Source organism: Pararhodobacter zhoushanensis, assembly GCF_025949695.1.
GTDB lineage: Bacteria > Pseudomonadota > Alphaproteobacteria > Rhodobacterales > Rhodobacteraceae > Pararhodobacter > Pararhodobacter zhoushanensis_A.
The window spans coordinates 772,072-786,520 of record NZ_JAPDFL010000001.1 but is presented as its reverse complement, the minus strand read 5'-3'; the positions used below and the strand labels follow the sequence as shown (position 1 = coordinate 786,520).

Genomic DNA, 14,449 nt, shown 5'->3' with positions numbered 1-14,449 from the left:
GATGCCTTCACCCGTGCCCGGGTAGCTCAGGGGTAGAGCAGTGGATTGAAAATCCTCGTGTCGGTGGTTCAAATCCGCCCCTGGGCACCATTTCCATCTCTTTGATAGCATTAGCCTCTTGCCCGATGGGCGTGGGTATTTATCCGGTGCGATTGCCCTACGCGGAAGCAATGGCACCGCCTCTGCGCGCATTGGTTTTCCGCCCGGATCCCACACGCCTTGCCTGCCCGGCGAAACCGCGCGGCGTGTTTCGAAACCGGGTCTTCAGGACGACAGATCGTGGAAACGCCACGCGCAAAACATCCCGCATGCCAACGATAGAGGCGGGGCGTCACTGCGCGAAAAGCGGTCGCTTGCAGGGCGCACTCAGGCGACGCTTGCTGACGTCCGGTGCTGCACGCCCAACGCAACCGGAAGACCACAACCGCAGGTCAGTAGAGCGCGAGCAGCCGTCCATCCAGCTGGTGAACGCGGATCGGCGTCTCGTAGACCTCGGACAGAAAGCTGTCCTCCATCACTGCCTCAGGCGGGCCGTGGCGCAGGACGCGGCCGGCCTTCATCACCACGATCCGGTCGCAATGCGCCGCCGCCATGTTGATGTCGTGCAGCACCACGACAACCGTCTTCCCAAGGCTGCGCGCCGCCTCGCGTACCAATGTGATGATCCGCACGGCATGGCTGATGTCGAGATTGTTGAGCGGCTCGTCCAGCAGGATGCAGTCGGTGTCCTGCGCCAGCACCATGGCGATATGCGCCCGCTGCCGCTGCCCGCCGGAAAGCTGGTCCAGAAAGCGGTCGGCCAGCGGCTCCAGCCCCAGCGTGCTGAGCGCGAGGGCAATCTGGCGGTGATCCTCGGGGCCTGGATTTCCGCGACAATGCGGATAGCGCCCGAAGGCCACAAGATCGCGCACCGTCAACCGGGCGGCGGTGTGGTTGTCTTGCCGCAACAGCGCCAGCCGCTTGGCAACCTCGCGCCCCGGTGCCGTTGCAAGGTCCATGCCATCCAGCGTGACGCGGCCTGCATCCGCTTTCTGCAACCGCCCCATCACCGACAGCAGCGTCGATTTCCCCGCGCCGTTCGGCCCGATGAGGGCGGTGAGCCCGCCCTGCGGCACCTGCAGATCAATGCCTGCCAGCACCGGCACGCCGTCATAGCGCCGCTCGATTTTCTCGATCGCGATCATTTCGCGACTCCTCTCACGACCAGAAGAATGAAGACGAGGCCACCGGCGAATTCCACCACCACCGCCAGCGCGCTGTCGTACTGCAGCACGCGCTCGAGCAGCGTCTGGCCGCCGATCAGCGTGATCAGCGCCACCAGCGCGGCAGTGGGCAAGACCACGGCGTGACGCCCCGTAGGCATGATCAGATAGGCGATGTTGGCAACCAGAAGGCCAAGGAAGGTGATCGGCCCGACCAGCGCCGTCGACAGCGCGACAAGGACCGTGACCAGAACCAGCAGTCCACGCGTCAGCCGCTCTTGCGGCAGGCCAAGACCGATAGATGCCTCGCGCCCCAGTGCCAGCACGTCCAGCTCGGGCACCAGCCGCCAGACGATCAGCGCCAGCCCCGCGACCATCAGCGCCGAGAGGCTGAGCAGGCCGGGGTCCACCGTGTTGAAATTGGCGAACAGCCGATCCTGCAACACGGTAAAGCTGTCGGGGTCGATGATGCGTTGCAAGAAGCCCGCAATGGCACGAAACAGCGTGCCCAGCACGATCCCCACCAGCATCAGCCGATGCAGGTCTTGACTGCGCGGGCCGAACATCCAGCGAAACAGCAACAGGGCAAAAAGGATCATCGTCGCCAGTTCCAGCGCGAAGACCAGCCGACCATCGAGCCCGGCCACCCGCCCGGCACCGAGGCCCCAGATCATCAGTGTCTGGATCAGAACATAGAGAGCGTCGAACCCCATGATCGACGGTGTCAGGATCCGGTTCTGCGTCACGGTCTGAAAAATCACCGTCGACAGCGCCACGGCCACGGCAACCACGGCCAGCGCCGCCAGTTTGCGCCCGCGAAACGGCAGCAGGAAGTCCCAGCTTCCCCGCGCCTGAAGCAACATGAACCCGGCTGCGGCCAGCAGGGCCAGCACAACCAGCAGGATCAGGCGGCGTGTGATGACGCGGGTGCGCTGCTCAGGCGTCATGGCGGCGGCTCCGGGTCAGCAGCCACAGAAACAGGCCGCTGCCGACGATGCCCATGGTCAGTCCGATCGGCATTTCATAGGGGCGCACGACCAGCCGGCCGGCGATATCGCAGGCCATCACCAAAGCCGCACCCGACAGGCAGACGACCGGCAGGGTGCGGCGCAGATTGTCGCCCAGAAGCAGGCTGACGATATTGGGCACGACCAGCCCCAGAAAGGGGATCATGCCGACGGTCACGATGACCGCAGCACTGAGCAGGGCCACCAGCAGCACCCCTGCCGCCCGCACCGCGCGGTGATTGACCCCAAGCCCTGTCGCCATGTCACGTCCCAGTCCGGCGACGGTGATCTGGTCGGCGAACAGGGCCGTCAGCGCAGCGAGGATGGCCACGATCCACAGCCCCTCATAGCGCCCGGCCAGCACCATGGAGAAATCACCGGTGCTCCACGCGCCCAGGCTTTGCAGCATGTCGGTGCGATAGGCGATGAACGTCGTCACCGCGCCGATCACCCCGGACAACAGCAGCCCCAGCAACGGCACCATCAGGGCCGAGCGCCGGGGCACGGCGCGCAGAAGCAGCAGGAACAGCATAGTCCCCGCCAGCCCGCAGAACGCCGCCACTGCCATGCGTCCGGCGACCGGCATGCCGGGCGCGAAGAGCATCACCATCAAGATCCCCAGCGAGGCGGATTCCGTGGTGCCGACGGTCGAGGGCTCGACGAAGCGGTTGCGCACCAGCACCTGCAGCACCAGCCCGGCCAGTGCCAGCCCCATGCCCGCCAGCGCCAGCGCCAGCGTCCGGGGCAGGCGCGCGGTGAGCAGCACCTCGGTGGCGGGGCCCGCGCCGCGCTCTGCCCAGATCAGCGCAGGGCTGACGGCGCTGACACCAACGAACAGGCTGGCGACCCCCAGCCCCAGCGTCGTCGCCAGAGCAAGCGGAACGATCAGCCGCACCAGCGCGGCGCGAGCGGATGGCGGCCTTGGCAAACGGGGCTCAGGCATGACTACGGATCGTCAGTTTCCGGCCTGCGCCAGCGCGTCGCGCAACTGGGCAATGCTGGCCTGCATCGCCTGCACACCACCGCCGATCAGGTACCAGGCCTGCGCATCAAGATAGACCACCTGCCCTTGCTGCCAGGCTCTGGTCGATTGCACCAGCGGGTTGTCCAGATAGGCGGCAGCCGATTGACCCTCGCGCCCGATCGCCGCGTCGCGGTCGACCACGAACAGCCAGTCAGGGTCCGTCTCGCGGATAAATTCGAACGAGATCGCCTGACCATGCGTGCCAATGTCCAGACCTTCGACCGCCGGGGTAAAGCCGTAGTCGTCATAGATCACCGCAAAGCGCGAGCCGGGACCGTGCGCGCTCATGCGTCCACCGGTGGTGAGCACGACCAGCACCCGTCCGGCATCGCCGGCCTCGGCGTGCAGCGCGGCGACCGAGCTGCGCAGCCCCTCGATCAGCGCGGCAGCCTGGGCGTCACGGTCAAAGATCCGCCCCAGCAGTGCCAGATTGGCCGCGACACCGTCCACATACCCCTCACGCGGGACGGTCAGGTCCAGCGTCGGCACCATCGCCGACAGGGCCGCATACTGCGGAGCCGAGCGTCCGCCGACCAGCACGAGGTCGGGTTCAGCCGCGTTCACCGCTTCGAAGTCAGGTTCGAACATTGTGCCGATCGGCGCGCCATACTGCGACAGATAGCCGGGCAGCGCGGCGGCCGGGGCACCGGCAACCGGCACTTCCAGCGCATCGAGATTATCCAGCGTTGCAGAATCGTAGACCAGCACGGTCTGCGGCACGCCCTCGATCTCGGTCGTGCCCTGCGCATGGGTCACGGTTTCGGCCAGCGTTGGTGCTGTCACCAGCGTCAGGGCGGCGGCAAAGGCAAAGCTGCGGTGCAAGAAAGCCATGGACATCATCTTTCGGTTCAAAAGGGGGATCAGAAGCGCGCGGTCAGGCCCAGCCAGAACCGCCGCCCCTCGCCCACAGTGTTGCTGTCGGTGGCCTCGACGACCTCGTCGAACAGGTTGTAGACGGCGGCATTCATCGTGACGGCGTCGGTCAGCGCATACGAACCGCCAAGGTCCACCGTGGTGTAAGGATCGTAGGCACGGCCCGCGACGCCGTTGATCAACACCGGGCGGCCATTGGTGCCAATCCGGGCGCCGGCGGCGATCTCTTCGCCATGATAGGTGGCCGCCGCCCAGAGCGAGAGCGCGCTGTCCATCGGCGCCCAGTCGACGCGCAGCGTGGCGCGATGGCGCGGCGTGCGTTGCAGCGGGAAGCCCGCGTAATCGCCGGTGCGTTGCTCGCTGTCGGTGAACGTGTAGCTGCCGCGCAGCGCCCAGGTTTCATCAATCTGCCAGGACGAGGCCAGTTCGACCCCCTGCACCACCGCATCGTCAATGTTGAAAGCCTGCCAGAGACAGCGATACCCCGGGTAGGCCGCGATCTCGGTCGCATTGCACGCCGCGCCGCCCAGGGGGTCGATGATCGCGCCCGTGTCGGGGTTCACCAGCATCCCGGTGTTCATGTTCGAGATCTTGCTGCGGAAATCGGTGTAAAAGCCCGTCGCGCTGAAACTCAGACCGCCACGTTCCCAGATACCGCCCAGCTCGAAACTGGTGCTGGTCTCGGGTTGCAGATCGGGGTTGGGCGCAATCACGCCCGCGCCGCGCTGGGTCGGATAGTAGTAGCCCGGCGCGATCAGGCGGATGGCCGGCGCGGTGAACCCGGTCGAGACACCGCCCTTGATGGTCAGCGCCTCGGTCGCGTGCCAGACGGCATACAAGCGCGGGCTGACCTGACCGCCATAGATCGAATGGTGGTCATAGCGCAGACCGCCGGTCAGCGCGAAACTGTCAGACAGGCGCCACTCGTCCTCGGCAAAGAGCGCCCATTGCTCGACCTGCATGTCCTGATCCGTGGCGGCATACCCCCGGTCGGTCAGCTGAGCACGGCTGTACTGGAAGCCCATGACCGTCCGATGCTCGCCGCCCAGCGCCCAGGGCAGCGTAACCTGACCGTCCAGCGTGGTGTTGGCCAACCGCGGGATGCGTTCGTCCAGCACCCAGCCGGGCGTCGCCGCAGGGTCCGCATAGGTATAGCGCGCGGCTTCCTCGTGCTGGAAGGTCAGCTGGGTTTCGGCCGCGCCGAAATGGCCGGTATGGCCCAGCACAAGGTAATCGCGGTCATTCTCGCGGTGGCTGCCATTGCTGCCTGCGGCGATGGTGCCACCGGCGGTCGCGGTCGACCCCAGACGCGAGCGCCCGGCCTCGAGCGTGAATTCATGGTCATCCGTCGGCGTGAAGCTGAACCGCACGCCGAGGCTTGAATCCTCGGCCTCTTCGATGCCGCCGATCAGCGTGTCCTCGCTGCGGCGATAAAGCCGGCCCCAGATCTGCACGCCCAGACGGTCGGCGATCAACGGACCGCTGGCCTCGAAGGACAGCGCGGCGGAATTGCCGAACTGGTTGTGCTCTTGCACCGTGCCTTCGGTCGTGACGCTGCCCGACCAGGTCGAGGCCACAGGCCGCGTGATCACATTGACCACGCCCCCCATCGCGTCGGCGCCGTAGAGCGACGACATCGGGCCGCGCACCACCTCGATCCGCTCGATCATGTTGAGCGGCGGGAAGTGGCGTTGCTCAAAGCCCGAGTCGCCGTTCGGACGCGATTCCCGGGTCGAGACGCGGCGGCCGTCGATCAGCATCAGCGTGTAGCCGCCGGGCAGGCCACGGATCTGGATGTCCTGTTCATTGGCGATGCCGGTGGTGACAAGGCCCTGAACTTCGCGCAGAGCGTCGGTCAGGTCACGGTAGGCGCCGGTCTCAAGATCCTCACGCGAGATCACGGTGATCGACGCCGGGGCATCGGCGATCGCCTGCTCGAACCCCGCCGCCGTGACGACGATACGCCCCAGATCGACCGGGACGTCGCCGTTGGTTGCCTGCGCCGACAGACCTGTGGGCAGCGCCGCGCCAAGTGCAAGGACGCCGCAGCTGGCCCGCAGGGTCAGCCGCTGGAGGCGGCCTTCAAGGCGGGGCGATTGATCGGGGGTCGACCGACGGTGCTGTGACATTTACTTGTCCTTCGTGCAATGCTGACTATTTCCGTCAGCTATAGGATCAAGACTGGGGCACAACCGCGATGAATGAGAATGATTCCAAGTTCAGGAAATCGCAAAGACGGCGGATTGCGGTCAGGCGCCGGGCGATCCGGCCATGAGCCGGATGGACAAGACGCCCCCCGTCACCGCCGCACAATCCCTTGGGAATGAACCGGAAACCCGGACGGATGCCCTGTCTGGCCTGCGTCTGCTGGTGGTGCTGGATGCCTTGCTGAAAGCCGGATCGGTTTCCGGCGCGGCCCAGGCGCTGGACCTCTCGGTTCCGGGTGTCAGCCGCCTTCTGGCACAGCTGCGCGCGCAGTATGACGACCCGATCCTTGTGCGCGAGGGGCGGCGGATGGTGCCCTCGCCGCTCGCCGGGACGCTGCGACGCCGTGTCGCGGCGCTCACGCTTGAGGCGCGCGCGCTGCTGGCCCTGCGCGATGCCGATCCGTTGGAATGGCCCGCAGGCGACGCTCCTTCGCCCTTGCTGCCGCCAAGGACGCGCCAGCGGGTTGTGCTCGATATCTCGCCACAGGCGCGGCCCGAGGGTATGCCCGACCCTGACGGCCTGCTGGCGCGGCTTGATGCCGTCAGCGCGGACGCCGCACCGCAGACCCGCCTCGCCGCCCATATCGCGCGGCTGTCGGGGTCGTCTCGGCAACCCGGAGCGCTGAGTTTCGCGCAGGCCGAGGACGCCTTTGGCATTCTGCTGCGCGGCGAGGCCGATCCGGTGCAGGTGGGCGCGCTGCTGGCGGGGATTCAGCAACGCGGCGCGGTCGGGCCTGAACTGGCGGGCCTTGTCGCGGCGGGACGAGCCGCACTGCCGCAGCATCAGGGGTTGGCTGTGGGCAACCGTCCCGCGCTTGACTGGCCGGTGCACCCCTCACCCCGGCAGCGCCGCCCCGCGTGGTTCCTTGCCGCAGCGCGGCTGTTGGCTGATTCCGGCACGCCGGTGCTGCTGCACGGCTACACGCCCGAACAGGGACCGCTGCCCGCCCTGCTCAACGCCCTGCGCATCCCCCAGGTCGCCACCCTGCCCGAGGCTGCCGCACTGTTGCGCGACCGGGGCATCGCCTATCTGACCATCGAGCAGGCCGCGCCGCAAATGGCCGCGCTGGGCGACCTGTACGCGGTGCTGGGGATGCGAACGATTGCGCAGACCGGGCTGCGCCTGCTCGATCCGCTGAAGCTGGGGGTGACACTGGCTGGCGTGCCCTTCACCGGCAGCGGCAGGCTTTTTGCGTCGACCTTGCAGCATCTGCGCGCGGGGCGGGTGTTGACCGTTCTCAGCCAGCGCGACGTGGCACAGGCGACGCCGCATCGCTGGATGCCCTTGTCACTGGCTGGCCCCGAGGGCGAGACGCTTTTCACCATCCCGCCAACCCTTGCCGCAGCACCCGAGCCGCTGCCACAAGGGTACAGCCCGGCTGAGATGCTGGCGGCGCTCTGGCAGGGTCGCGCGCGCGATGTCGAGATCACCGCCACCATCCGCGACAGCGCGGCGCTGGGGCTGATCGCGCTTCAGCCGGATCTCACCTTCCTTCAGGCGCAGGCGCAGGCCCAGCGGTTGTGGGACAGCCGCACGGCCCTATAGGCTCTTGGCCGGCGTCAGGCTCCGCGCAGGCGTTGCATCAGGGGGTGCGCGTCGATGCTCGTTCCCGCCCAGGCGACGAACTGATCGGGACGGACCAGCACCAGCGGCGCGCCATAGGTCTTGGCGGCGGTGCCGGTATCATGCACGACAATGAGCGGCACACCCGCAGCTTTGGCGGCATCGACGAGGGCTGTGACCTGCGCCTCGGCGGCACCACTCAGTGCCAGAAGGGTGTAATCGGCGCCCAGCGCCTCGAACACATTGCGACCATCCGCCAGCGCCTGCGGCGTCAGGTGGTGACCGACGCGCGCCGCAACCTCGTGCCCGCCGGTGGCCGAGGGCGCGCCCGCGCTGACCCCCACCACAGGCGATCCGGCATAGTTGGGGGCAAAGAGGCGCACGTCGCTGTCATCCTCGCTGCGCGCCTGCCATGCCGTTTCGAACGCGGTGCGGTCCTGATCGGGCGCATAGGTGGACAGAAAGCTGCGGTCCTCGCGGATGTAATTGGCGATGAAGTCCTCGATGGTCGAGGCGAAGACCCCGTGCCGTTCGGTGTGATAGCTGTCGAGCAGCGCTTCGGTGCCCCAGCCCTGCACCATCGCGGCCAGTTTCCAGCCCAGGTTGACCGAATCCTCCAGCCCCGAGTTGATGCCGAAGCCCCCGTAAGGCGGGTGCGAATGCGCCGCGTCGCCCGCCAGGAACACGCGGCCCTGACGGTACTGATCGGCCAGCGTGAAGCGCAGATCCCAGAATCCGACATAGTCGATGGACAGATCAAAAGGCTGGCCTGCGGCCTCGTGCAGGAAGGCGGGGAAGTCGAAATTCTCGGCGGTGGTGCCCAGCGGCACCGGGGCGTGGAAGAACCAGCTGGTGCCGTGATCGACGCGGCCAAAGAACAGCCAGTAGCCGTCATATTTCGGGTTCAGCACATTGTAGAACGCCTTGCCCGGATAGCGCTTGAGCAGCGTGTCCAGCTCTTCCGAGGTGAACACCACCAGCGACATCAGCTTGCGGTGTTCCTGCTGCGACTGGGTGATCCCCGCCGCCTGCCGCACCATCGAGTGACTGCCATCGCAGCCGACCAGATAGCGGCCACGCACGCTGTCGCGCCCGGGGCCATCCTTTTCCTCGATATGCAGCGTCGCGCTGTCGGCGTCCTGTTCCACCCCGGTGCCGGTCCAGCCATAGCGCAGGGTGATCGTGTCGATCTGCGCCGCACGGGCGCGCAGCACCGCTTCGGTCGCGTATTGCGGCAGGCGGGCGTTGCGGCTGTAGTAGAAGTCGCGCAGCTTTGAACGTTCCAGCCAGTCGTGCTGATAGTCCCCGGTCAGTGACCCATAGCAGGTGATCCCGCCGATGCCGCTGTCCTTGGGGATCGGATGCGCCTCGTGCAGCGCCTGCTCGCAGCCCCAGAAGTGGAAATGCTCGACCGTGCGCTGGGTCAGGTTCTGGCCCTTGGGGATCGGTTGTGGCGTGGCGTGGCGCTCGACCACGCAGACCGAAACGCCGCGCAGGCCCAGCTCGATGGCCAGCCCCATGCCGACGGGACCGCCGCCGTTGATCACCACATCAAAGATCTGGGCTTGGGGGCTTGTGGGTGTCATGAGGGCTCCGATTCGCGGCTATTCAGGGGTCAAAATCTTGCAGTTTGAGAAAACGGCGGCTTTCCAACCCAGATTCTCTATCTCAGGATGCCGAATATACAAGGAGACTCAAGGGGGAGAAGAAAAATCGTATGTGGTATGACTATTTTGTTTGAACACCCCAGAATTCTTGCGTAGCTTGAAGGGGCTGAAACAAGGCAACGGCCAATGAGGCGGGCGACTCACGCAGAGCGGAGGCTGTGCGCCCAGAGCCTCGGGCCAGAGGGAGGATATATGACGATTGTGAGACCCCTGACGGGGCTGACGGCGCTTGCGCTGGCTTTGGCCCTTGGTATCGTGCCGGCAACCCGCGCCGCACAGGCGCAGGCCACGCCCGACAATTTCATCGTGGCCGTGGCCGAAGAGCCCGACACGCTGGACCTGACCTCAACCTCGCACGCGCCGGGTGGTCGGATCACGCTGGAGAACATCACCGAAGGCCTGTGGCGCACCACGACCGACGGCGAAGTTGTGCCGGGGCTGGCCTCATTCGAAGCGTCACCCGACGGGATGATGATCACCTTCCACCTGCGGCAAGACGTGGTCTTCCACTCGGGCGACCCGTTCACCGCCGAGGATGTGGTCTTCAGCCACGAACGCATGACCGAACGCGCGCCGCAATATGCGCGCCGGGCGCGCAACGTCGATCATCTTGAGATCGTCGATCCCTATACCGTGCGGATGGTCTTCAGCCGGCCCGACGCCGGGCTCTTGCCCGCGCGCGGGTTTTCGATTGCGTCGAAAGCCTATTTCGACCGCGTGGGCGAAGAGGAATTCACCCGCCACCCGGTTGGCACCGGCCCCTATGAATTCGTCAGCTACACGCCCGGCTCCAACATGGTCCTGCGCCGCTTTGACGGCTACTGGGGCGACGCCGTGCAGGTCGAAAACGCCACGTTCCGCTTTGTGCGCGAGGCCTCGACCCGTCTGGCGCAGCTGCAGACCGGCGAAGTCGGCATGACCATGGACGTGCCCTACACGGACGTGGAATCCCTGCGCAGCGCGGGTTTCGGGCTGGAGTTCCTGAACGCCCACCCGACCGTCGGCATCCAGTTCCAGACCACCAATCCCGATGTGCCGTGGCATGACCCGCGCGTGCGTCAGGCCTTTGCCTATGCCATCGACCGCGAAGCGATCATCGGCGGCTTGCTGCAGGGCGTGCCTGCAGTGTCCGAGGCCGTGACCGAAGGCGAGCTGGGCTATGATCCCGCGCTTGAGTTCCGCGCCTATGACCCGGCCCATGCGCGGCAACTGCTGGCGGATGCGGGCTATCCCAATGGCTTCGACATGCCGTTCTACATCTGGGGCGGGGCCTTTGCCGGTCTGCGCGAAACGGCGGAAGCGGTGGTTCTCTATCTGCAACAGGTCGGCATCAACGCCGATGTGCAGACGCTGGAGGCCTCGCAGTTCCTTGGCATGCTGCGGGAGGTTTCCGGCTCTGAGGACGGCGTTTACGTTGGCATCAGCGCGATGCCCTGGGCCAACCAGAGCGACCCGATCGAGGCGCTGACGGTTGCCTTTTATGGCCGCTCGCCCTTTGCGCCCTACCGCAACGCCGATGTCGATACGCTGATCGCGCAGGCCAACACGCTGCTGGACCCGGCCGAGCGCGGCCCCGTGCTGCAGCAGATCTTCGCGCTGATGTACGAGGATGCGGCGCTGGTGCCGCTGTGGAACTTCGTCGCCGTCTATGCGCAGGCCGAAGGGGTCGAGTTTACCCCGACGCAGCGCTGGTTCCCGGTGGTGCAGCTGCGCGATGTCAGCTTTGACTGAGTGACTGACTGAGCGATTGGCGGCGGGCCACAACGGCCCGCCGCTCCCCAAGACCTGAAACGCGGAACATTCCCATGACCGACCTGTCCAGCGCCGAGCCGATCTGGCTCAAAACCATGACCCCTCAGCTGGAATTCGCCTTTGCGACCAAGGTGATCGTCAACCCCGCCCGCGCTTTGGGCAATCTGCACGGTTCGGGCACGCGGTTGATCATGACCGTCGGCGGCGGCACCGTCGAAGGCCCCGCGATCCGCGGTGAGATCCTGCCGGGTGGCACCGAATGGCCGCTGGTGCGCCCTGACGGCGTTGACAGCATCGACGCGCGCTATTCGTTCGAGACGGATGACGGCACCTTGGTGAACATCCGCAACACCGGCTACCGGGTGATCCCCAAGGCCCTGCGCGACAACCTGAAAGGTGAGGTGATCGACGCCAGCCAGTATTATTTCCGCACCTATTCGGTACTGGAAGCGCCGATCGGCAAATACGACTGGCTGACGCGCAACGTCTTTGTGGGCTTTGGCGAGCGTCACCCCGAGATCCTGCATCTTTGGTATTACAAAGTTCTCTGATCCCATGGCCGATTACGATTATATCATCGTCGGTGCCGGGACTGCGGGCTGCGTGCTGGCCCGCCGCCTAAGCGAAGACCCGCGCGTGCGGGTCTTGCTGCTGGAAGCGGGCGGTGGCGACACGCACCCTTATCTGCGCATGCCGCTGGGTTTCATGAAGGCCCTTCGCACGCCGCGTTTCACCTGGCCCTATTGGTCCGAACCCGAAGCACAGACCGGCAACCGCCGCGTGCCGATTCCGCGCGGGCGGGTGATCGGCGGCTCGTCGTCGATCAACGGCATGTTCCACATTCGCGGCCATCGTGGCGATTATGACGAATGGCGCGATCTGGGCTGTTCGGGCTGGGGTTATGACGATGTGCTGCCCTATTTCAAACGCTCGGAAACCTCGTGGCGCGGCGAAGGCCCGTATCATGGCGGGGATGGTCCGGTGCAGCTGAGCCGCATCCGCAATGTCGGGCTGTTCGAGGAGGAACTGCGGCAAGCCTATGCCGACGCGGGCTATCCGTTGACCGAGGATTACGATGGCGAGGATCAGGAGGGCTTCGGCCCCGGCCAGATCACCGTCGACAAACGCGGTCGCCGCGCCTCAGCCGCGCGGGCCTATCTGACGGCAGAGGTCCGCGCGCGGCCCAATCTGGTGATCCTGACCCGCGCGCTGACCGAACGCCTGCTCTTCGCGAGCGAGCGGGTCAGCGGCGTTGTGGTCCGCCATGGCGGCGCGGTGCATGAGATCACGGCGGGCGAGGTGATCCTGTCCGCCGGTGCCTATAACACCCCGCAACTGATGATGCTCTCGGGCCTTGGGCCCGAGGCCCACCTGCGCGAACACGGCATCCCCGTGCGCGCTGATCTGGCCCGCGTGGGGCAAGACCTGCTCGAACACCCGCGCCTCGATCTGGTTTATCAGGCCGCGCGGCCCGAGACCTTCTCGCGCCAGCTGCGCTGGGACCGCGCCGCGCTGTCGGCGCTGCGCTGGTGGGTCAGCGGGACGGGGCCGTTTTCCAGCCACGTCTGTTCCGGCTCGGCCCAGTTGCGCGTGACCGAGGGCGTGGACCGGCCCGACATCCAGATCCTGTCCAGCCCGGTCGCGATCCGCGCCGATCTGTGGTTCCCCGGCCTTACCCCGCCACCCCCGCACGCCTTTTATGCGTCGATCTGCCTGCTGCACCCCAAGAGCCGGGGACATATGGAGCTGCGTTCAGCCAGCATCACCGATGCGCCCAAGGTTTTCCTGAACCTGCTCGGCGATGATGAAGACGTCGCCACCCTGCGCCGCGGCCTGCAGGCCGCGCGGCATGTCTACGGCATGCCGACCCAAGCCGCGCTGATGGCGCATGAATTGCAACCGGGCGCGCCGCTGCAAACCGACGCCGAGATTGACGCGGCGATCCGCGCCCAAGCCGGGGTCACCCAACACCCGGCAGGCACCTGCCGCATGGGTGTCGATGACGCCGCCGTGCTGACCCCCGATCTGCGCGTGCGCGGCGTTGCGGGGCTGCGCGTCGCCGATGCGTCGATCATGCCGACGATCCCCGGCTCGAACATCAACGCGGCAGTGCTGATGATCGGTGAAAAAGCCGCCGATCTGATCAAGGGCGCGGCGTGATGCGCCCGCCCGCTTTGCCCTTCCTTTCGTCCTATGACGACCTCGCGCTATACGGCCCCCTTGGGACCGGCGCCCCGACCTCAGGAGACGCACGGTGACCACCACGGACGCCCCGCCCCTCACCTCGCCCACATTGCGGCGCGCCAAGCGGCGGCTGACCACGCTGTTCGGCCTGCCGATCATCCCAGTGCTGCTGCTCGCCCCCATGGTGATCTGCGGCCTGTTTGGGCCGTGGATCTGGCCACATGACCCCTTGGGCATCAGCTTTGGCATCCGTCTGCTGCCGCCGCCATGGCTTGAGGGCGGCAACTGGGCCTATGTGCTGGGCACCGACCAGTTCGGCCGCGACCTGTTCAGCCGGTTGATCGAGGGCGCGCGGATCGCGCTGATCGTCTCGACTGTCAGTGTGTCTGTCGCGGCGGTGATCGGCACGGCGGTCGGCATGATGGCGGGCTATTACGGCGGCGTCATCGACATGATCCTGATGCGCATCGTCGATGTGAAAATGTCGATCCCGCCGGTGTTGCTGACCATCCTGATCGGCGCGGCGCTAGGCGGTGGTCTGGCGACGATCCTGATCTCGATCATTCTGGTGTTCTGGGCCGATTACGCGCGGGTCATCCGCGGCGAGACACTGGCGCTGAAGCGCGCGGGCTACGTGCAACTGGCCAAGGTCGCCAATGTCAGCGACCTGCGGATCTTCCTGCGCCACTTGCTGCCCAACCTCGCGCCCACCTGTATCGTGCTGATGACGCTGCAATTCGGCGCGTCGCTGGTGATCGAGGCTGCGATCACCTTCATCGGTCTGGGCATCCAGCCGCCCGCCTCGGCCTGGGGCCTCTTGGTGGCCGATGGGCGCACGTATCTGTCGACTGCCTGGTGGATCCCCACCTTCGCCGGTCTGGCCATCGCGCTGACGGCGCTGGGGGCCAACCTGCTGGGCGACTGGCTGCGCGATTATTTCGACCCGAAACTGAAGAAACGGTAAGCGCC

Annotated in this window: 11 protein-coding genes and 1 tRNA gene; 6 read left to right on the top strand and 6 right to left on the bottom strand. The window is 66.3% G+C overall.

Annotated elements, in window-relative coordinates; genetic code table 11:
- Positions 1–15 precede the first annotated feature (15 nt).
- Positions 16–90 (top strand) — tRNA-Phe (locus OKW52_RS03930).
- Positions 91–431: 341 nt separating this feature from the next.
- Here the strand turns inward: OKW52_RS03930 and OKW52_RS03925 are convergent.
- The 5 genes from OKW52_RS03925 to OKW52_RS03905 are packed head-to-tail and all read right to left on the bottom strand — an operon-like array spanning position 432 to position 6,235.
- Positions 432–1,184: an iron ABC transporter ATP-binding protein gene (locus OKW52_RS03925; protein ID WP_264504545.1), complete on the bottom strand. Its 753-nt coding sequence runs from the start codon at positions 1,182–1,184 to the stop codon at positions 432–434.
- On the bottom strand, positions 1,181–2,149 hold the full coding sequence (locus OKW52_RS03920) for an iron chelate uptake ABC transporter family permease subunit (protein WP_264504544.1): 969 nt from the start codon (positions 2,147–2,149) through the stop codon (positions 1,181–1,183). Before OKW52_RS03920 ends, OKW52_RS03925 begins: the two co-directional genes overlap by 4 nt.
- Positions 2,139–3,152, bottom strand: a complete 1,014-nt coding sequence (locus OKW52_RS03915) for an ABC transporter permease (RefSeq protein WP_264504543.1) — start codon at positions 3,150–3,152, stop codon at positions 2,139–2,141. Before OKW52_RS03915 ends, OKW52_RS03920 begins: the two co-directional genes overlap by 11 nt.
- Positions 3,153–3,164: 12 nt before the next feature.
- Complete coding sequence (locus OKW52_RS03910; RefSeq protein WP_264504542.1) at positions 3,165–4,064, bottom strand: siderophore ABC transporter substrate-binding protein; 900 nt, start codon at positions 4,062–4,064, stop codon at positions 3,165–3,167.
- 29 nt (positions 4,065–4,093) lie between these two features.
- A complete protein-coding gene (locus tag OKW52_RS03905) occupies positions 4,094–6,235 on the bottom strand; it encodes a TonB-dependent receptor domain-containing protein (RefSeq protein WP_264504541.1) in 2,142 nt (713 codons plus the stop codon).
- A gap of 151 nt (positions 6,236–6,386) precedes the next feature.
- Here OKW52_RS03905 and OKW52_RS03900 point away from each other — a divergent pair, with 151 nt between their 5' ends.
- A complete protein-coding gene (locus OKW52_RS03900) occupies positions 6,387–7,859 on the top strand; it encodes a LysR family transcriptional regulator (RefSeq protein ID WP_264504540.1) in 1,473 nt (490 codons plus the stop codon).
- A gap of 14 nt (positions 7,860–7,873) precedes the next feature.
- Here the strand turns inward: OKW52_RS03900 and OKW52_RS03895 are convergent, their stop codons facing one another.
- Positions 7,874–9,463, bottom strand: a complete 1,590-nt coding sequence (locus OKW52_RS03895) for an FAD-dependent monooxygenase (RefSeq protein WP_264504539.1) — start codon at positions 9,461–9,463, stop codon at positions 7,874–7,876.
- Positions 9,464–9,736: 273 nt separating this feature from the next.
- Here OKW52_RS03895 and OKW52_RS03890 point away from each other — a divergent pair, with 273 nt between their 5' ends.
- The 4 genes from OKW52_RS03890 (at position 9,737) to OKW52_RS03875 (ending at position 14,444) form a co-directional block, all read left to right on the top strand.
- On the top strand, positions 9,737–11,275 hold the full coding sequence (locus OKW52_RS03890) for an ABC transporter substrate-binding protein (protein WP_164736624.1): 1,539 nt from the start codon (positions 9,737–9,739) through the stop codon (positions 11,273–11,275).
- Between the two features lie 74 nt (positions 11,276–11,349).
- Positions 11,350–11,847: a DUF3237 domain-containing protein gene (locus tag OKW52_RS03885; protein WP_264504538.1), complete on the top strand. Its 498-nt coding sequence runs from the start codon at positions 11,350–11,352 to the stop codon at positions 11,845–11,847.
- A gap of 4 nt (positions 11,848–11,851) precedes the next feature.
- Positions 11,852–13,456, top strand: a complete 1,605-nt coding sequence (locus tag OKW52_RS03880) for a GMC family oxidoreductase (protein WP_264504537.1) — start codon at positions 11,852–11,854, stop codon at positions 13,454–13,456.
- 94 nt (positions 13,457–13,550) lie between these two features.
- On the top strand, positions 13,551–14,444 hold the full coding sequence (locus OKW52_RS03875) for an ABC transporter permease (protein WP_264504536.1): 894 nt from the start codon (positions 13,551–13,553) through the stop codon (positions 14,442–14,444).
- Positions 14,445–14,449: the final 5 nt, after the last annotated feature.